Source organism: Roseixanthobacter finlandensis (assembly GCF_043195105.2).
Classification (GTDB): domain Bacteria; phylum Pseudomonadota; class Alphaproteobacteria; order Rhizobiales; family Xanthobacteraceae; genus NCEH01.
This window is the reverse complement of record NZ_CM195536.1, coordinates 308962-327990: the sequence shown is the minus strand read 5'-3', so window position 1 is coordinate 327990 and position 19029 is coordinate 308962. Positions and strand designations below refer to the sequence as shown.

General features: G+C 66.8%; 13 protein-coding genes. 6 read left to right on the top strand and 7 right to left on the bottom strand.

What is annotated here, in order from left to right:
• The first annotated feature begins 111 nt into the window (after positions 1-111).
• The 5 genes from V5G24_RS01625 (at position 112) to V5G24_RS01605 (ending at position 5844) form a co-directional block, all read left to right on the top strand.
• The gene (locus tag V5G24_RS01625; RefSeq protein ID WP_394080317.1) at positions 112-1191 is read left to right on the top strand and encodes an ABC transporter ATP-binding protein; all 1080 of its coding nucleotides are present in this window, start codon (positions 112-114) and stop codon (positions 1189-1191) included.
• Position 1192: 1 nt separating this feature from the next.
• The gene (locus tag V5G24_RS01620; RefSeq protein ID WP_394078908.1) at positions 1193-2239 is read left to right on the top strand and encodes an ABC transporter ATP-binding protein; all 1047 of its coding nucleotides are present in this window, start codon (positions 1193-1195) and stop codon (positions 2237-2239) included.
• Positions 2236-3180: an ABC transporter permease gene (locus V5G24_RS01615; protein ID WP_394078906.1), complete on the top strand. Its 945-nt coding sequence runs from the start codon at positions 2236-2238 to the stop codon at positions 3178-3180. Before V5G24_RS01620 ends, V5G24_RS01615 begins: the two co-directional genes overlap by 4 nt.
• Positions 3180-4085, top strand: coding sequence for an ABC transporter permease (locus V5G24_RS01610; protein WP_394078904.1), 906 nt, complete (start codon positions 3180-3182; stop codon positions 4083-4085). The genes V5G24_RS01615 and V5G24_RS01610 overlap by 1 nt, the downstream gene beginning before the upstream one ends.
• A gap of 133 nt (positions 4086-4218) precedes the next feature.
• Positions 4219-5844 carry an ABC transporter substrate-binding protein gene (locus V5G24_RS01605; protein ID WP_394078902.1) on the top strand — a complete coding sequence of 542 codons (1626 nt, stop codon included), beginning with the start codon at positions 4219-4221 and terminating at the stop codon, positions 5842-5844.
• Between the two features lie 283 nt (positions 5845-6127).
• Here V5G24_RS01605 and V5G24_RS01600 read toward each other — a convergent pair whose 3' ends face one another.
• From V5G24_RS01600 to V5G24_RS01570, 7 genes are all read right to left on the bottom strand, one after another.
• Entirely contained in the window at positions 6128-7909 is a 1782-nt protein-coding gene (locus V5G24_RS01600) for a gamma-glutamyltransferase family protein (protein ID WP_394078900.1), read from the bottom strand.
• Positions 7910-8122: 213 nt separating this feature from the next.
• Positions 8123-9115, bottom strand: coding sequence for a branched-chain amino acid ABC transporter permease (locus V5G24_RS01595; RefSeq protein WP_394078898.1), 993 nt, complete (start codon positions 9113-9115; stop codon positions 8123-8125).
• 7 nt (positions 9116-9122) lie between these two features.
• Positions 9123-10004 carry a branched-chain amino acid ABC transporter permease gene (locus V5G24_RS01590; RefSeq protein ID WP_394067691.1) on the bottom strand — a complete coding sequence of 294 codons (882 nt, stop codon included), beginning with the start codon at positions 10002-10004 and terminating at the stop codon, positions 9123-9125.
• A 58-nt stretch (positions 10005-10062) separates the two neighbouring features.
• Positions 10063-11277, bottom strand: a complete 1215-nt coding sequence (locus tag V5G24_RS01585) for an ABC transporter substrate-binding protein (protein WP_394078896.1) — start codon at positions 11275-11277, stop codon at positions 10063-10065.
• 54 nt (positions 11278-11331) lie between these two features.
• Entirely contained in the window at positions 11332-12057 is a 726-nt protein-coding gene (locus V5G24_RS01580; RefSeq protein ID WP_394078894.1) for an ABC transporter ATP-binding protein, read from the bottom strand.
• A complete protein-coding gene (locus V5G24_RS01575; RefSeq protein WP_394078892.1) occupies positions 12044-12820 on the bottom strand; it encodes an ABC transporter ATP-binding protein in 777 nt (258 codons plus the stop codon). Before V5G24_RS01575 ends, V5G24_RS01580 begins: the two co-directional genes overlap by 14 nt.
• Before the next feature lie 373 nt (positions 12821-13193).
• On the bottom strand, positions 13194-13727 hold the full coding sequence (locus V5G24_RS01570; protein ID WP_394080315.1) for a peroxidase-related enzyme: 534 nt from the start codon (positions 13725-13727) through the stop codon (positions 13194-13196).
• Positions 13728-14100: 373 nt separating this feature from the next.
• Between V5G24_RS01570 and V5G24_RS01565 the strand changes: the two genes are divergently transcribed.
• Positions 14101-18936: an NAD-glutamate dehydrogenase gene (locus tag V5G24_RS01565; RefSeq protein ID WP_394078890.1), complete on the top strand. Its 4836-nt coding sequence runs from the start codon at positions 14101-14103 to the stop codon at positions 18934-18936.
• Positions 18937-19029 lie beyond the last annotated feature (93 nt).

Sequence of the window (19029 nt, the reverse complement as noted above, 5' to 3'; positions counted from 1 at the left end):
TGCGCATTTACTGCCTAGAAAACATTCTTCCTCCCACGGAGACGGGTTGTTAGCGTCTGCACAATCACCCCCGGCGAATTGCTGCGGGGCAGCATTCGCTTGGGACCGATGATGACCGAACCCCTGCCGGCACCGCTTGCCGAGAGCCTGTTGCAGCCGCTGCCCGACGTCGGCGGCCCGGCACAGGCCCTTTTGAGCGTGTCCGGCCTCACCAAGACCTTTGCCGGGCGCGGCAAGCTGTTCGGCGGGCGCGCGGGGGCGGTGCAGGCGGTGAGCGCCGTGTCGTTCGATGTGCGCAAGGGCGAGACGCTCGGCATCGTGGGCGAATCGGGCTGCGGCAAGTCCACCTTGTCGAAGCTCATCATGGGCCTGCTGGAGCCCACCGCCGGAGACATCGTGTTCGACGGCGAGGCGCTGGGGCGGGACGCGGCGGGGCTGCGGCGCTATCGCCGGCAGGTGCAGATGGTGTTCCAGGACAGTTTCTCGTCCCTGAACCCGCGCCTGACCATCGAGGAATCCATCGCTTTTCCGCCCATGGTGCACGGCATGGCCCGCAAGGCGGCGATCGGGATTGCCCGCGACATGCTCGCCGCCGTGGGGCTCCAGCCGGCGCAATATGCCACCCGCTTCCCGCATGAGCTGTCCGGCGGCCAGCGCCAAAGGGTGAACATCGCGCGCGCCCTTGCCCTGCGGCCCCGGCTCGTGGTGCTGGACGAGCCGGTCTCCGCCCTCGACAAATCGGTGGAAGCGCAGGTGCTGAACCTGCTGATGGACCTGAAAGCCGAATTCGGCCTCACCTACATCTTCATCAGCCATGATCTGAATGTTGTTCAGTATATCTCCGACCGGGTCCTGGTGATGTATCTCGGCCGCGTGGTCGAACTCGGCGCCGCCGAGGCCATTTTCGCCGGCGCCGCCCATCCCTACACCTCCGCTTTGCTGGCAAGCCGCCCCTCGGTCGCCGGCCGCAGCCGCGAGGCGCCGCCTCTGGTGGGCGACCCGCCGAGCCCGGTGAACCCGCCTTCGGGATGCGCCTTCCACCCGCGCTGCGCGTTGTCCGAAGCGGTGTGCGCCGTCACCCGGCCGGCGCTGCTGCCGGTCGCCGTTCCCGATCGCAAGGCGGAGCATCTGGCCGCCTGCCTCATCAACCAGCCGGGCAGCGGCCACAGCCGCGCGCCGAAGGCCGCCTGACATGAGCGCCCTCCAGTCCCAGCCCCAATCCCAGCCTCTGGTGAAGGTGCGCGACCTGAACGTCGCCTTCGTCTCGAAGGAAGCCACCCTCCATGCGGTGAACGGGGTGAATTTCGACCTCGCGCCGAAAGAGACGCTCTGCATCCTCGGCGAAAGCGGCTCCGGCAAGTCGGTCACGCTGCGCTCGCTCATGCGCCTGCATCCGCCCAAGCGCACCCGCATCACCGGCACCATAGAAGTGGACGGCACCGACATCGTCGCCGCCTCCGAGCGCGAGCTGTCCTCCATTCGCGGCCGCCTGGTCTCCATGATCTTCCAGGAGCCCATGACGGCGCTGGACCCGGTGTTCACCATCGGCAAGCAGATCACCGAAACCATCCGCCGGCATGAGGGCGTGAGCCATCAGGAAGCACAGCGCCGCGCGCTCGATTTGCTGGAGCTGGTGCAGATTCCTTCCGCCCGCCAGCGGCTCGATGCCTATCCGCACGAACTCTCCGGCGGCCTGCGCCAGCGCGCCATGATCGCGGTCGCGCTCTCGGTGCGCCCCAAGCTTCTTTTGGCGGACGAGCCCACCACCGCCCTCGACGCCACGGTGCAGATCCAGGTGCTGCTGTTGTTGAAGCGCATCCAGGCGGAGCTGGGCATGGGCGTCATCTTCGTCACCCACGATCTCGGGGTCGCGGGCGAGATCGCCGACCGCATCGCCGTCATGTATGCCGGCCGCTTCATCGAGGAGGCGCCCGCCGAGGCGCTGCTGGAAGCGCCCGAGCATCCCTATGTGGAGGGCCTGCTGGGCGCCACCGTCACCCCGGCCTCGCGCGGACGGCGGCTCACCGCCATTCCCGGATCGCCGCCCAACCTGCGCACCCTGCCGGTGGGCTGCGCCTTCGCCCCGCGCTGCACCTCCGCCGAGCCGAACTGCCGCGCCGCCGTGCCGGATCTGCGCGCCCTCGCGCCGGACCGCACCGTGCGCTGCATCCACCCGGCCGGCCTGCGCCCGCCGATGCTGCCCGCCATGGCCTTCGCGGCCGAGGAGCGAGCCCCATGATCTTCTACATCGTCCGCCGCGTGCTCTATTCCATTCCCATCGCCCTCTCGGTGGGGCTGGTGTGCTTCCTGCTGGTCTATATCTCGCCCGGCGATCCCATCAGCGCCATCGCCCCGCCCGATGCGCCGGCGGAGATGATCACCCAGCTGCGCCGCGACTATGGGCTGGACAAGCCCTTGCCCGAGCAATTCCTGATCTGGCTCGGCCGCGTGGTGCAGGGCGATCTCGGCCATTCGCTGGCCACCGGCCGTTCGGTGTGGAGCGAGGTTTCGGTCGCGCTTCAGAACACGGTTTCGCTGGCGGTCGCCGCCTGCACCCTGGCATTCGCCGTCGGCATGCTGCTCGGGGGGCTTGCGGCGGCGTTCCGCGACACCTGGATCGACCGCATCGCCATGACCTTCGCGGTCGCCGGCGTCTCGGTGCCGCATTATTGGCTCGGCATGCTGCTGGTGGCGGTGTTCGCCGTCACCTATCCGCTTGCCCCCTCCATGGGTGCGGGGCCGGGCGGCACCTTCGTGTGGGATTGGGCGCACTTGCCCTTCCTCATCCTGCCCATGGTGACGCTGAGCGCCATTCCGCTCGGCCTCGTCGCCCGCACGGTGCGCGGCACGGTGATCGAGATTTTGCACCAGGAATTCATCACCACCTTGCGCGGCAAGGGCCTGCGCAGCGGCGGCATCCTGCTTCATGTCGCCAAGAACGCGGCGCCGAGCGTGCTCGCGGTCATGGGGCTGCAACTCGGCTATCTCATGGGCGGCTCGATCCTGGTGGAGACCGTCTTTTCCTGGCCCGGCACCGGCTTTCTTCTGAACAGCGCCATCTTCCAGCGCGACATCCCGCTTCTGCAGGGCACCATCCTGGTGCTGGCGCTGCTGTTCGTCGCGCTCAATCTCGTGGTCGACCTCGGCCAGGCGCTCCTCGACCCCCGGATCAAACGGTGATGACCCTGATTGCCGCCAAGGACACCCCCGCAACGGACACCCGCGCACCCGAAAAAGCCGAGCGGCCGCAAGGCTATTGGCATGGCGTCGCCAAGCGCGTGCTGCGCGACAAGGCCACCATGTTCTGCCTGCTGGTGCTGCTGCTCATGTTCCTCGCCATCGTGTTCGCGCCGCTGATCGCGCCCTATGACCCCTATGTGGGCAGCATGGCGCGGCGGCTGAGGCCGGTGGGTACGCCGGGACATTTGCTCGGCACCGACGAGCTCGGCCGCGACATGCTCACCCGCCTGCTTTATGGCGGGCGCCTCTCCTGGTTCATCGGCATCATGCCGGTGGCGATCGCCTTCGTCATCGGCTCCTCGCTCGGCGTCATCGCGGGGTTCGCGGGCGGCTGGCTGAACATGCTGATCATGCGCGCCACCGACGTGTTCTATGCCTTCCCCTCGGTGCTGCTGGCTGTGGCGGTGAGCGGGGCGCTCGGGCCGGGCATCTTCAACGCCATCCTCGCGCTGACCCTGGTGTTCATCCCGCCGCTGATCCGCATTTCGGAAAGCACAACAGCGGGGGTGCGCGCGCTCGATTATGTGGAGGCGGCGCGCGCCACCGGAGCGGGGCCGTTCACCATCATCCGCGTGCATGTGCTGCCCAACGTGATGGGGCCGATCTTCGTCTATGCGACCGGCCTGATCAGCGTCGCCATGATCCTCGGCGCGGGCCTTTCCTTCCTCGGGCTCGGCACCCGCCCGCCGGAAGCGGAATGGGGGCTGATGCTCAATACGCTGCGCACCTCGCTCTACAACAAGCCGCTGCTCGCCATGCTGCCGGGCATCTGCATCTTCGTGACCTCCATCTGCTTCAACATGGTCAGCGACGGGCTGCGCGGCGCCATGGAGGTGAAGAACTAGCCCCTGTGCGACGCCCGCCTGTCGCGGCGCGGCGGCGGGCCGTTCCGGGATGCAGAGGCCGGCGCAGACCGGCGAGCGAAGATTTCAAAAAAATACGCGAACCAAGAACACACGAACCTTCCAGGAGTCCTCGATGCCACCCTTCGATTTGACGCGCCGCACCCTGCTCACCGGCACCGCCGTCACGGCGGCGGCCGCCACCCTCGGCGGCCTGCCGCGCCCGGTGTTCGCGCAGGCCGCCTCCAGCCTGAACTACGGCATCTCCATGACGGACGTGCCGCTGACCACCGGCCAGCCGGATCGCGGCGCCGGCGCCTATCAGTTCACCGGCCTCACCATTTATGACCCGCTGGTGGCGTGGGAGCTCGACGTCGCCGACCGCCCCGGCAAGATGATCCCCGGCCTTGCCACCTCGTGGGAGGCAGACCCCGCCGACCGCAAGAACTGGATCTTCAAGCTGCGCGAGGGCGTCAAATTCCACGACGGCTCGCCATTCAACGCGGACGCGGTGATCTGGAACCTCGAAAAGGTCATGAACACCCAGGCGCCGCAGTTCGATGCGCGCCAGGCCGCGCAGGTGAAGCCCCGCCTGCCCTCGCTCGCCTCCTACAAGAAGCTCGACGACATGACGGTGCAGATCACCGCCAAGGGCGTGGACGCGCTGTTCCCCTATCAGATGATGTGGTTCCTCATCTCCTCGCCCACCCAGTACCAGAAGGTCGGCGGCGATTGGGCGAAGTTCGCCATGGCGCCCTCCGGCACCGGCCCGTTCAAGATGGGCGAACTGGTGCCGCGCGTGCGCGTGGAGCTGCTGAAGAACCCCGATTATTGGGACAAGAAGCGCCTCGCCAAGGTGGACAAGCTCACCCTCACCTGCATTCCCGAGGACCTCTCGCGCGCCAGCGCCCTGCTGTCCAACCAGGTGGATTTGATCGAATCCCCCGCGCCGGACAGCGTCTCGCGCCTCAAGCAGGCGGGCATGCGCCTTTCCACCAACGTGGTGCCGCACGTGTGGAACTACCATCTCTCCATGATCGAGGGCTCGCCCTGGCGTGACGTGCGCCTGCGCCGCGCGGCGAACCTCGCCATCGACCGCGACGCGGTGGTGGAATTGATGAACGGCCTCGCCGTGCCGGCGGTCGGGCAGGTGCCCCAGTCCAGCCCCTGGTTCGGCAATCCGAGCTTCAAGATCCGCTACGACATGGACGCGGCGCGCAAGCTCGTGAGCGAGGCCGGCTATTCCAAGGACAAGCCGCTCAAGGTGAAGTTCATCGTGCCGACCGGCGGCACCGGGCAGATGCTGTCCATGCCGATGAACGAATTCGTGCAGCAGAGCTGGGCGGAAGTGGGCATCGCGCTGGAGCTTCAGCCGGTGGAGCAGGAAGTCGCCTACACCGCATGGCGCAAGGGCGCGGCCGATCCGAGCCTTGCCGGCATCACCGGCTCCAACGTGGCCTATGTCACCAGCGACCCGTTCTATGCCATCGTGCGCTTCTACGGCTCCAAGCAGATCGCCCCGGTCGGCGTGAACTGGAGCCACTATAAGAATGCCGAGGTTGACGCGCTCTGCGACCAGATCACCGCCACGTTCGATCCGGCCGAGCAGGACAAGCTGCTGGCCAAGGTGCACGAAAAGGTGGTGGACGACGCGGTGCAGGTGTGGGTGGTCCACGATGTGTACCCGCACGCGCTCTCGCCGAAGGTGAAGAGCTACACCCAGGCGCAGCACTGGTTCCAGGACCTGACCACGCTCTCCTGACCACGCTTTCCTGAGCCTCGATCTTCAGAAAATCGCGAAGGGGCGCCTGCGGGCGCCCCTTTTTTGCGAGCGCCCCTTTTTATGGGCGAACGCCTGCGCGCTTCCGCCTTCGGTGCCCCCCTCCCCAGCCCTCCCCCGCAAGCGGGAGAGGGGGCGCGCTGGTACTTGGGGAGAGATGTGTTCCCGCGCGAAACCGCCCGCATCCCCTCTCCCGCTTGCGGGGAGGGTTAGGGAGGGGGCATGCGCAGAGCGGCGAAGAGACGGCCCAGGAAGACCCGCGCGATCACCAGGCCTGCGCGGAGGCCGGGAAGACTTCGGATTTGCTGCCGCGCGGGTCGCAGCCGGCTTCCAGCATGCCGTCGGCATGACGCTCCGCCGCCAGCAGGAAGCCTTCGGTCCAGTCCGGCCCCACGGACAATTCATGCCCGCGCGCGGCAAGGCTTTCGAACACCGGTTCCCCGAACCGCTCCTCGATGCGCAGCCGGCTCGGGAAAAAATCATGCGGGGCGAAGAAGCCGGGGAAATGCTCGCTGGAGAATTTCGGCGCCTCAATCGCCGCCTGCACCGGCATGCCGAACACCAGACGATTGAGCAGGAATTGCAATTGCCACTGGTCCTGCTGGTCGCCGCCCATGGAGCCGCAGGCGATGGTGGGACGGCCGTCCACCGTGACCAAAGTGGGGCTGATGGTGGTGCGCGGCCGTTTGCCCGGCGCCACCACATTGGGGTGGTTGGACGGGCCCATGTGGAAATTCGATAGCCGGTTGCCGAGCGGGAAGCCAAGCGCCGGCATCACCTCGGCCGACTTGATCCAGGCCCCCGACGGCGTGAAGGCGCAGGCGTTGCCCTCAGCATCCATGGTGTCCACATGCACCGTGCCCGCGCCCCAATTGGTGAGCGGACGCCGCTGCGACGCCGCGAGCAGGGCCACATCCTCCACCGGATCGCCGGGCCGCATCTCGGCGCTGGCCTTGGCCATGTCAACGAGCTTTGCGCGCAGCGCGCCGTACGTATCCGACAGCAGCGCATCCACCGGGACGGAGACCTGGCGGGTATCGGCGTAATATTGCTCGCGGTCGGCGAAGGCGAGCTTCATCGCCTCCACCACCAGATGCACATATTCCGCGCTGTTGTGGCCGAGCGCTTGAAGATCAAAAGATTTCAGGATGGACAGGGTCTGCAAGAGCGCCGGCCCCTGGGTCCAGGCGGAGGTCTTGTGGATGCGGGCGCCGGCGTAATCGATGGACACCGGCGCCTCCACCGGCACCTCGAACGCATCGAAATCCGCGCGGGTCAGCAGGCCGTCATTGGCGTCGGAAAAGGCCACCATCTGCGCCGCGACATCGCCCTTGTAGAAGGCGTCGAACACCGCCTGGAGGCCCTGTTCGCGCGTGCCGCCGGCAGCTTTCTCGGCGGAGATGAGATAGTCGATCATGCCGGCAAAGGCGGGATTGGTCATGGCCGAACCCTCGGCGGGCAATGCGCCGTCGCGCAGATAGAGCGCCGCGCTGCTGGGCCATTGGGCCAGGAACTTCTCGCGATTGTCGGCGATGCCGAACTTGTGCTGGCGGATCAGCCCGGCATGGACCGGAAAGCCGGTGCGGGCGAGATCCAGCGCACGGGCAGAGAGATCGGCGAAGTTCATGCGGCCATAGCGCTGGGCGGCGACGATGAGCGCGCCGAAGGCACCCGGCACGCCAGCGGCGAGAATCCCCTCGGCCGGCACCACCTCATGGCCGCGCGCGCGGAACGCTTCCGGCGTCGCCCGGCCCGGCGCCACCATATTGCCGTTGATGCAGATCACCGCGCCCGTGCCCGCAGGCGCGATGAGGATCGGGCATTCCCCACCGATGGTGTGCATGTTCGGGTTCAGCAGGCCCTCCACCAGGGTTGCCGCCACCGCCGCGTCGATGGCATTGCCGCCCGCCTTCAGCGCGTCGATCCCGGCGGAGGAGGAGAAATAATGGTGCGAGGCAACCACGCCGCGGCGCCCGAAGATGCGCGCATAAAAGGTCGTCGCCTCTGTGGGCGCCGTGCGGAAACTGCGTTCGCTGGCCACGTTCATTCCAATGCCCTTTCCTCGGCGTCCCGCCTTGCGTGATGTTTCTATGAAGGAAAGATGTTTTCGCTTCAATGCGAAAGCGCGCATGGCTCCGCCCCTCGGCCCGCCGCTGGAGCAGTCGCCGGAGCAGCCACCCGGCAAGGCGATCGTATCCCTGCCCGCAACGAAAAAGGGGCCCCGGCTGGGGCCCCTCAAGCGGCGGCGCGATACGGTCGACTATTTCGCCGCGCGCTCGCGGAGCGTCTGAACCAGCGCGATAACCTCGCCGACGATGCCGCGGCGGAACAAGGAGACGACGACCACGAAGATCACGCCCTGGATCACCAGCACCCACTCGCCGAACGTGGCCAGATAATTCTGCATGGTGACGATGATGGTCGCCCCCACCACCGGACCGAGCACGGTGCCCATGCCGCCGACGAGCGTCATCAGGATGACCTCGCCGGACATTTGCCAGGCGACGTCGGTGAGCGAGGCGAGCTGGAACACGATGGTCTTGGTGGAACCCGCCAGCCCCGCCAGGGCGGCGGACAGGACCAGGGCCAGCACCTTGTACTGATTGACCCGATAGCCGAGCGAGATGGCGCGCGGCTCATTCTCGCGGATCGCCTTCAGCACCTGCCCGAAGGGCGAATGGATGGTGCGGTAGATGATGGCAAATCCGATCAGGAAGATGCCCAGCACCACATAATAGAGATTGACGTCCTTGGAGATGTCCAGGAAGCCGAACATGGTCGAGCGGGGCACCGCCTGCAAGCCATCCTCGCCGCCGGTGAACGGCGCCTGAAGACAGAAGAAGAAGAACATCTGCGACAGCGCGAGGGTCACCATCGCGAAGTAAATGCCGACCCGGCGGATCGCCAGCAGGCCGGTGAGCAGCCCGAGCAGCGCCGCGAACACGGTGCCAGCGAGGATGCCGAACTCGGGCGGGAAGCCCTTCACCTTCACCAGATAGGCGGTGATATAGGCGGCACCGCCGAAGAACATGGCATGGCCGAACGACAGCAGCCCGGTGTAGCCGAGCATCAGGTTGAAGGCGCACGCGAACAGCGAGAAGCACAGCACCTTCATGAGGAACACGGGATAGACCGCGAACGGCGCCGCCAGCAGCAGCCCCAGCGCCACCAGCGCGAGCGCGATGCGGGCGGGGGTGAAGCCGTTGGCGGCGGTGGGCACGGGGGCGACGGCGGGGGAGGACGCGGAAGTCATGATGGCCTCACTTCACCGTGCCGAACAGGCCGGCGGGCTTCACCAGAAGCACGAGGGCCATAATGACGAAGATCACCGTGGACGAGGCCTCGGGATAGAAGACCTTGGTCAGTCCCTCCACGAGGCCAAGGCCGAAGCCGGTGACGATGGCGCCCATGATCGATCCCATGCCGCCGATCACCACCACCGCGAACACCACGATGATGAGATTGGAGCCCATGGTGGGGCTGACCTGATAGGCGGGCGCCGCGAGCACGCCGGCGAGCGCGGCAAGGCCGACGCCGAAGCCATAGGTCAGCGTGATCATGCGCGGCACGTCGATGCCGAACGCCTGGACGAGGTCCGGCCGCTCGGTCGCCGCGCGCAGGTAGGAACCGAGCTTGGTGCGCTCGATCACGAACCAGGTGGCGATGCACACCACCAGCGAGGCCACCACCACGAAGGCCCGGTAATTGGGCAGAAACATGAAGCCGAGATTGGTGCCGCCCGGCAGCGGATTGTTATATGGCAGGCCGGAGGCGCCATATTGGCGGCGGAACAGCCCTTCCAGGATCAGCGCCAGGCCGAAGGTCAGCAGCAAGCCGTAAAGGTGGTCCAGATGATAGAGCCGGCGCAACAGCAGCCGCTCGATGATCATGCCGATCACCGCCACCACGATGGGCGCGAGCACCAACGCGCCCCAGAACGGAATGCCGGCATAATTCAGCAGCATCCAGGCCCCGAAGGCCCCCATCATATATTGGGCGCCGTGGGTGAAATTGATGACGTTCAACAGCCCGAAGATCACCGCGAGCCCGAGGCTCAGCATGGCATAGAAGGCGCCGTTGATCAGGCCCAGCAGCAACTGGCCGAACAAGGCCTGAGGGGCGATGCCGATTAGCTCGAACATGGATCGGTCTCTGCAACAGGAGAGAGCGGGCCGGCGTGACGCCGGCCCGCGGACGCCATCAGGTCTTCTTGACCAGCGGGCAATCGCCCTGGTCGAGCGGACGGAACGCCTCGTTGGCGGGGATCGTCGCCTTCAAGGTGTAATAATCGTACGGATACTTGGATTCCGACGGCTTCTTCACCTCGAACAGGAACATGGGGTGGATCTGGCGGCCGTCGGCGCGCACTTCACCCTTGCCGAACAGCTTGTCGTCGGTGGGCAGCTTCTTCATCTCGGCCACCACGGCCGCGCCGTCCTTGGCCGATTTCAGGGCTGCGACGGCCTTCAGATAATGGGTCACGCCGCTATAGACGCCGGCCTGCACCATGGTCGGGTGCACGCCGCGATTGGCCGCCGCGAACTCCTTGGCGAAGGCGCGGTTGGCGTCCGTCATGTCCCAGTACCAGGCCGAGGTCAGGTTCAGGCCCTGCGCGGTCTTCAGCCCGAGCGAATGCACGTCGGAGAGGAAGATCAGCAAGCCCGCGAGCTTCTGGCCACCGTCGACGATGCCGTATTCGGCCGCCTGCTTGATGGAGTTGATGGTGTCGCCGCCGGCATTGGCGAGACCAATGATCTTGGCCTTGGAACCCTGGGCCTGGAGCAGGAAGGAGGAGAAGTCGGAATTGTTCAGCGGCACGCGCACGCTGCCGACGACCTTGCCGCCGTTGGCTTTCACGACTTCCGAGGTATCGCGCTCCAGCGCATGGCCGAAGGCATAGTCGGCGGTGAGGAAGAACCAGGTGTCCCCGCCGTTCTTGGTGATCGCCTTGCCGGTGCCGTTGGCCAGCGCCCAGGTGTCATAGGTCCAGTGCACGGTGTTGGGCGTGCAGGCCTTGCCCGTGAGGTCGGAGCTGGCGGCGCCGGAATTGATGAACACCTTGTTCTTTTCCTTGGTCACCTGGTTCACGGCCAGGGCGACGCCGGAATTGGGCACGTCGACGATCACGTCGACGCCGTCCACATCATACCATTGGCGGGCGATCGAGGTGCCCACGTCGGCCTTGTTCTGGTGGTCGGCGAACACGACCTCCACTTTCAGGCCCTTCGCGGCGGCATTGAAATCCTCGACCGCCTTCTTGGCGGCCCACACCGAGCCGGGTCCGCCGAGATCGGCATAGAGCCCCGACTGGTCGTTGAGGACGCCGATCTTGACGGGAATCGGCGTGGTCTGGGCTTGGGCGGCGGTGACAGCGAAGAGACTCGCGGCCGCCATGAACATGGTTGCAAGACGCATCTTGTTTCCTCCTCCGGCAAGGCAGCCGGTTGCGTTTTTTCCGAAAACCCGGCGTCAGACGCCGAGAAAGGCTTCGAGACGCGCCGCGTTTTCCGCGATCTTGTCGTTGGGGACCATGTCCACCACCTTGCCGTGCTCCACCACATAATGGCGGTCCGCGACGGTCGAGGCGAAATGGAAGTTCTGCTCCACGAGCAGCACGGTGAAGCCCCTGGTCTTCAGCGCACGAATGATGTCGCCGATATGCTGCACGATCACCGGCGCCAACCCTTCGGTCGGCTCGTCGAGCAGCAGCAGCTTCGCCCCCGTGCGCAGGATGCGGGCGATCGCCAGCATCTGCTGTTCGCCGCCGGACAGCTTGGTGCCCTGGCTGTTGCGCCGTTCCTCCAGGCGGGGGAACAGATCGTGGATCTCGTCCACGGAGAGGCCGCCAGGCAGCACCACCGGGGGAAGCAGCAGATTTTCGCGCACGTTCAGGCTGGCGAAAATGCCCCGTTCCTCGGGACAATAGCCGATGCCGAGGCGCGCGATATGGTTGGGCGCGAGCTTCACGGTCTCGTTGCCGTCGTAGCGGATCGAGCCTGTGCGCTTGCGCAGCAGGCCCATGATGGCGCGCATGGTGGTGGTCTTGCCGGCGCCGTTGCGGCCCAGCAGCGTCACCACCTCGCCGGGGTGGATGTCGAAGCTCATGCCATGGAGCACATGGCTTTCGCCATAATGCCCATGCAGGTCGCGCACCGCGAGCAGCGGCGCGGCAGAGGCCGCCTCACCCATGGCCATGCCCCGTTCCCATGTATGCCTCGATCACTTGCGGGTTCTTGGAGACTTCCGAATACGGCCCCTCGGTGAGGATCTCGCCGCGCGCCAGCACGGTGATGGCGTCCGACAGGTCCGCGACCACGGAAAGATTGTGCTCCACCATCAGCACGGTGCGGTTGGCCGACACGCGCTTGATGAGGTCGGCGGTGCGGGCGATATCCTCGCGCCCCATGCCGGAGGTCGGCTCGTCGAGCAGCAGCATTTCCGGTTCGAGCGCGAGCGTGGTGGCAATTTCCAGCGCCCGCTTGCGGCCGTAGGGCAGTTCCACCGCCTCATGCTTGGCGTAGGAGGTGAGGTCCACTTCCTCCAGCAATTGCATGGCGCGCTCGTTCAGCGCGTCGAGCGAACGCTCGGACCGCCAGAAATGGAACGAATTGCCCAGTGCGCGCTGCAGGGCGACGCGCACATTCTCCAGCACCGTCAAGTGGCCGAATGTCGCCGAGATCTGGAACGAGCGCACCATGCCCAGCCGCGCCACGTCGGCGGGCTTGGTTCGGGTGATCTCCTTCCCGTTCAGGCGGATGACGCCACGGGTCGGCTCCAGGAATTTCGTGATCAGGTTGAAGCACGTGGTCTTACCGGCACCGTTCGGCCCGATGAGGGCGTGAATCGTGTGCCGTCGAATCCGCAGGTTGACGTTCTTGACCGCCGCGAAACCCTTGAACTCTTTCGTGAGACCTTCCGCTTCAACGATGTAGGGCACGTCTGAGACAGTGTCCGTCATCGTGCTCTGTGCCCTCGCTTGTTTCGGCCGGGGGCGCTGATGCGCTCGCCCGGCTCCCCCTGAGATCGCATCTTCGCTGATGCTTTTGATCTTGCGCCGCAACCTAGCACGGTAAACTTGGCTGCCGTCAATAGGGTCAGTCTGCGCCTAAAGTCTGAGCAGGATGAGGCGGCCTCTGGGCGGGTGCTGACATGTCAGGGAACCGGCGCGACGGCCACCTTCAGGTGGTCTACAGAAACGCCGCTGACCTGAAGCACAAGCGGGCGCTGCGTCACCTCGAAGCGCACGCTCTTGCGCATTCCGGGGTCCCCTTCACAATAGTGAAGGGGACGGCGAAGTTATGATTTCGGCGTGAGGCCGTTGGGTTTTCCCGTCAGCGCGCCTGCCCGTGATACTCGGGGTTCGGACGCATGTCGGTGGCGATGGCGATGCGGTTGGACAGGTTGAAGAAACCCGTCACGGCCGCCACATCCCAGATGTCCTGCTCGGAGAAACCGACCGCGCGCAGCGCCGCCCGGTCCGCTTCCTCCACCTCGTGGGGCCGCTCGGTGAGCTTCACGGCGAAATCCAGCATGGCGCGCTGGCGCGGCTCCAGGCGGGCGGCGCGATAATTCATCACCAATTGCTCGCCGAGGAGAGGATCGCCGGAAAGCGCGCGAACCGCGGCGCCATGGGCAGTGAGGCAATAATAGCAGCGGTTCACGCTGGAGACCGCGACCGCGATCATCTCGCGCTCAAGCTTCGATAAGCCGGAGGGCGCGAGCATTAGATTATTATACATGCCGGCGAAGGCATTCAGCTTGGCAATATCGAAACTGTACGCGGCCAGAACATTCGGCACGAAGCCAAGCTTCTCCATGCACTTGTCGAAATAAGCCTGGTTCGCCTCATCGAGCGGCGCCGGCATCAGATCGAGCGCGATTCGGGGCGTGTCGTCGGTGGGCCGGGGCGCCGGGGCGGCGTTTTTTTTGCCTGCCGACTTGGCTGCCGACTTGCCCGCGGCGCTGCCGGTCGCCTTTGCGGCGGCCTTCGTCGCCACACGCGCAACCGCCTGCACTGCGGCCTGAACCGCCCCTTTCTTGGGCTCGCCTGTATTTTCGGCAGCGTTTGACTTGGCTTTCCTGGGCTTGCCTGTGCTCTTCGGCGCGTTCATCTTGATCCCCCTTCGAATAGGTCCCCGTCATCGTTCCGTCGCGGCTCTGAGCGAAACCCACAGTGCAGAACGTCCGATCGGGACGGCGGGGCCCCGCGCTGCGCGCGGGTGCCAAGGGGGAGAGGCCATGAACGTCCAAGGATTTCAAGGTTCGGAACTCGGATTTGGCGCCCAGGCCCGCATCGAGGACGCGGTGAGCCTGCTCGCGGACGGTCCCGTGCCCGCCTTCTTCGCCCGCGCCCTGCTCGCCGGCGCCGCGCCGGAGGACGTGGCGGCGCTTCTGCCCGAGGCCCTCGCCCAATTGTGCCGCGAGGCCCATGCCCATCTCGCCGGCCGCGTGCCGGGCCTGCACGACGTGCGGGTATTCAACCCGCAATGGGCCGGCGCCCCCGCCATCACGGTGGTGGAGACGGTCAATGAAGACATGGCCTTCCTGTTCGATTCCATCGCCGGCGAGCTGGCGGACCAGGGCTATGAGGCCAAGTTCGTCACCCATCCCATCTTCGCGGTCGAGCGCGATGGCGCGGGACAGGTGACCGGCATCGAGACCGACCTGTCCCAGGGCCGCAAGCGCTCCATCCGCGAGAGCCTGATCCACATCCACATCCAGGCGCTGGAAACCGCCGAGGCGCGCGAGGCGCTCAAGCTCGCCCTCGACAAGACGCTCGCCGACGTGCGCGCTGCCAATGCCGATTTCCTCGCCATGCGCACCGAGGTGCGCCAAGCGGCCGAGGGGTTCCGCCGCAAGTCCCAGCCCTATTCCAAGGACGATCGCAAGGAAGCCGCCGATTTCATCGACTGGCTGGCCAATGACGACTTCATCTTCATCGGCGTGCGGCGCTATGCGCTCGCCGCCGACGGTGGCCTCGAAGTCGCCGAGGAGGGCCTCGGCATCCTGCGCGACCGCGACGTGCACGAGCTGCGCCTCGGCGAGGAAGCGGTGGTGACGACGCCGGAAATCCGCCAGTTCCTGGCCGGGCCGCTGCCGCTCATCGTGACCAAGGCGTCCCTGCGCTCGCGCGTCCACCGCCGCACGTTCCTCGATTATGTCGGGGTGAAGCTGCATGCCGACGATGGCCGCTTGCTCGGCGAATTGCGCATCATCGGCCTGTTCACCTCCACGGCCTATACGGATTCCGTGCGCCAGATCCCCTATCTGCGCCGCAAGGTGGAAATGGTCGTCGAGGACGCCGGTCTCGACCGGGAGAGCCATTCCGGCAAGGCCCTCGGGACGGTGCTCGAGACCTATCCCCGCGACGACCTGTTCCAGATCGACCCGGCGACGCTGCTGGTGTTCGCCCGCGACATTCTCTCGCTCTACGACCGCCCGCGCGTGCGGGTGCTGCCGCGCGTCGATGCCTTCGATCGCTTCGTGTCGGTGCTGGTCTATCTGCCGCGCGAGCGCTTCGATGCCGCGCTGCGCGACAAGATCGGCGCCCGCCTCGCGACCGCGTTCGGCGGGCATGTCTCGGCGGCCTCCCCGTCCTACCTCACCGATGTGCCGCTGACCCGCGTGCATTACATCATCGGCCGGCGCGAGGGTCGCACCCCCGAGGTGGACCGCGCGGCGCTGGAAGCCGCGGTGGCCGAGGACGTGCTCTCCTGGAGCGACCGCCTGCGCCAGGCGCTGCGTGAAACCCCGAGCGCCGGCGATGCCGGCATGCTGTTCGAGCGCTACGGCAAGGCCTTCGATCCCGGCTATATCGCCGCCTATGGCATCGATACGGCGGTGGCCGACATCGAGCGGCTGGAGCGTCTCTCGCCCGAGCGGCCGATCGCCCTCGATTTTTACCGCCGCCCCGGCGATCCGGCGAACCGCATCTCGCTGCGCCTGCTCTCCTTCGGCCGCCCGCTGCCGCTCTCCGAGCGCGTGCCCATGCTGGAGAATATGGGGCTGAAGGCGATCAACGAACGCACCTATCACATCGAGCCGGTTTGCGGCGCCGACACCGAGACCCGCCGCTCCTGGCTGCATGAGATGACGCTCGAGCGGGTGGACAGCGGCACCATCGAGGTGTCCGGCTCGGCCGCGCGCCTGGAAGACCTGCTCACCGCCGTGTTGCGCGGGGAAGCGGAGAACGACGGCTTCAACGCCTTGGTACTCGACACCGGCCTGGCCTGGCGCGACGTGGCGCTCGCCCGCGCGCTCGCCCGCTATCTGCGACAGGCCGGCATTCCCTATTCCCAGGACTATCTGTGGACCACGCTGGTCAACCACGCGGACGTCGCCGCCCGCATCGTCCAGCTGTTCCACACCTCCTTCGACCCGCGCCTGGATGCGAGCCCCGAGGCCCGCGCCGCCCGGGGCGCACCGCTGCGCGAGGAGATCGAGACCGCGCTCGCGGACGTATCCTCGCTCGACGAAGACCGCATCCTGCGCCGCTTCGTCAATCTGGTGGACGCTGCGCTGCGCACGACCTTCTACCAGCTGGACGCGGACGGCCGGCCCAAGGGCGCCATCGCGATCAAATATGACAGCGCCAAGGTGGAGGGGCTGCCCCTGCCCCGGCCCATGTATGAGGTGTTCGTCTATTCGCCCCGCGTGGAAGGCGTGCATCTGCGCTTCGGCCATGTGGCGCGCGGCGGCCTGCGCTGGTCCGACCGGCCGCAGGATTTCCGCACCGAAGTGCTCGGCCTCGTGAAGGCGCAGCAGGTGAAGAACGCCGTGATTGTGCCGGTGGGCGCCAAGGGCGGCTTTGTGCCCAAGCATCTGCCGGCCGGCGGCTCGCGTGACGCCGTGCAGGCCGAAGGCATCGCCGCCTACAAGATCTTCGTCACCGCGCTGCTGGAGATCACCGACAATCTCAAGGGCGGCGAAGTGGTTCACCCGCCGCTGACCGTGCGGGTGGACGGGGACGACCCCTATCTCGTGGTCGCGGCGGACAAGGGCACCGCCACTTTCTCCGACATCGCCAACGGCCTTTCACAGGACCACGGCTTCTGGCTGGACGACGCCTTCGCGTCGGGCGGTTCGGTGGGCTATGACCACAAGGCCATGGGCATCACCGCGCGCGGCGCCTGGGAAGCGGTGAAGCGCCACTTCCGCGAGATCGACGTGGACATCCAGACCACCCCGATCACCGTGGTGGGCGTGGGCGACATGTCGGGCGACGTGTTCGGCAACGGCATGCTGCTGTCCACCGCGCTGAAGCTGGTGGCGGCGTTCGACCATCGCCACATCTTCCTTGATCCCGATCCCGATCCCGCCGCCTCCCACGCCGAGCGCCAGCGCCTGTTCAATCTCACGCGCTCCAGTTGGGCGGATTATGATCCGGCCCTGATCTCTCCGGGCGGCGGCATCTATCCCCGCACCGCCAAGAGCATCGCCTTGTCGGAGCAGGCGCGCGCCGTGCTCGGGCTGGACAAGCTGGAGGCGACCCCGACCGAAGTGATGAGCGCGATCCTGAAGGCCAAGGCGGACCTGCTCTGGTTCGGCGGCATCGGCACCTATGTGCGCGCCGCGAGCGAGACCGACGCCCAGGCCGGCGACCGCGCCAACGACGCCATCCGCATCGCCGCCCGCGAATTGCGGGTGAAAGTGGTGGGCGAAGGCGCCAATCTCGGCATGACCCAGCGCGGCCGCATCGAAGCCGGCCGCGCCGGCGTGCGGCTCAATACCGACGCCATCGATAATTCCGCCGGCGTGAACACCTCCGACGTGGAGGTGAACATCAAGATCGCGCTGTCCCTCCCGGTGGCCGAGGGTCTGCTCTCGCCCCCGGACCGGGCGGCGCTGCTGGGCGAGATGACCGACGATGTCGGCTTGCTGGTGTTGCGCAACAATTATCTCCAGACCCTCGCCATCTCGCTCGCCGAGCGGCGCGGGGTGGAGGATCTCGCCTTCCAGCAGCGCCTGATGCAGATGCTGGAGCTGCGCGGCGAATTGGACCGCTCCGTGGAATATCTGCCCTCCGACGCGGAAATCCAGGAGCGCCGCGCGCGGGGCGAGGCGCTGACGCGGCCGGAACTGGCGGTGCTCCTCGCCTATGCCAAGATCTCGCTTTATTCTGAACTGCTCACCTCCGACGTGCCGGACGATGCCTATCTCGCGGCCGAGCTGGAACGCTATTTCCCGGACGCCATCGAGCAGCGCTTCCCCAATGCCATCACCGCCCATCGCCTGCGGCGGGAGATCATCGCCACCGGGCTTGCCAATGCCATCATCAACCAGGGCGGGCCGGCGTGCATCGCGCGCATCAGCGACCATACCGGCATGGATGCGGCGAGCGTGGTGCGCGCCTATGCGGCGGTGCGCGACAGCTTCGACCTCGGCGCGCTGAACGCCGCCATCGACGCGCTCGACACCAAGATCGACGGCGCCGTGCAATTGCAGCTCTATGCCGAGGTGCAGGATCTCGCCGTGGGCCGCACCGTGTGGTTCCTGCGCAATGTGGACCTCGGCACCGGCCTCGGCACGGTGGTGGACCGCTATCGCGGCGCCATCGCGGATGTCGCCGGCGACCTCGACACCAGCCTGCCGGAGGTGTGGCGCCTGCGTGGCGAGCGGCAGACCGCCGCATTGGTGGAAAAACGCGTGCCGGAGGAGCTCGCCCGCCGCATCACCTTGCTGCGCGCCCTCGCCGCCGCCTCCGACATCGCGCTTCTGTCGCAGACCACCGGCCGGTCGATCGAGGATGTGGCCGCCACCTTCTTCGCCGCCGGCCGCTATTTCGCGGTGGACGAGATCGCCGGCGCGGCGCGCAACATCACGGCGGCCGATTATTACGACCGCCTCGCCCTCGACCGGGCGCTTGGGCAGATCGAAGCCTTCGTGCGGCAGGTGAGCGCGGGAATGCTGGCGGGCGAGGGTGCCGGCGAAGCCGCGGTGGAGGCGTTCGTCCAGCGCCGCCGCAAGGAGGTCGACCGCACCCGCTCAACGGTGCAGGACATCGTCGCCTCCGGCCTCAGCCTCTCCAAGGTGACGCTGGCGGCCAATCTGCTGGGCGATCTGGTCCGCGCCTGAGGCCTGCGGGCGGCGCACGCCTGCGGCCCGGCGAGACTAAAGACGGCGGCCCACGGGCCGCCTTCTTTTTTGCGCGTCCATTTTCGTGGTGTC

Coding starts and splice junctions, on each gene's coding strand:
- V5G24_RS01625 (WP_394080317.1), top strand. CDS start 112: ATGACCGAACCCCTGCCGGCACCGCTTGCCGAGAGCCTGTTGCAGCCG.
- V5G24_RS01620 (WP_394078908.1), top strand. CDS start 1,193: ATGAGCGCCCTCCAGTCCCAGCCCCAATCCCAGCCTCTGGTGAAGGTG.
- V5G24_RS01615 (WP_394078906.1), top strand. CDS start 2,236: ATGATCTTCTACATCGTCCGCCGCGTGCTCTATTCCATTCCCATCGCC.
- V5G24_RS01610 (WP_394078904.1), top strand. CDS start 3,180: ATGACCCTGATTGCCGCCAAGGACACCCCCGCAACGGACACCCGCGCA.
- V5G24_RS01605 (WP_394078902.1), top strand. CDS start 4,219: ATGCCACCCTTCGATTTGACGCGCCGCACCCTGCTCACCGGCACCGCC.
- V5G24_RS01600 (WP_394078900.1), bottom strand. CDS start 7,909: ATGAACGTGGCCAGCGAACGCAGTTTCCGCACGGCGCCCACAGAGGCG.
- V5G24_RS01595 (WP_394078898.1), bottom strand. CDS start 9,115: ATGACTTCCGCGTCCTCCCCCGCCGTCGCCCCCGTGCCCACCGCCGCC.
- V5G24_RS01590 (WP_394067691.1), bottom strand. CDS start 10,004: ATGTTCGAGCTAATCGGCATCGCCCCTCAGGCCTTGTTCGGCCAGTTG.
- V5G24_RS01585 (WP_394078896.1), bottom strand. CDS start 11,277: ATGCGTCTTGCAACCATGTTCATGGCGGCCGCGAGTCTCTTCGCTGTC.
- V5G24_RS01580 (WP_394078894.1), bottom strand. CDS start 12,057: ATGGCCATGGGTGAGGCGGCCTCTGCCGCGCCGCTGCTCGCGGTGCGC.
- V5G24_RS01575 (WP_394078892.1), bottom strand. CDS start 12,820: ATGACGGACACTGTCTCAGACGTGCCCTACATCGTTGAAGCGGAAGGT.
- V5G24_RS01570 (WP_394080315.1), bottom strand. CDS start 13,727: ATGCCGGCGCCGCTCGATGAGGCGAACCAGGCTTATTTCGACAAGTGC.
- V5G24_RS01565 (WP_394078890.1), top strand. CDS start 14,101: ATGAACGTCCAAGGATTTCAAGGTTCGGAACTCGGATTTGGCGCCCAG.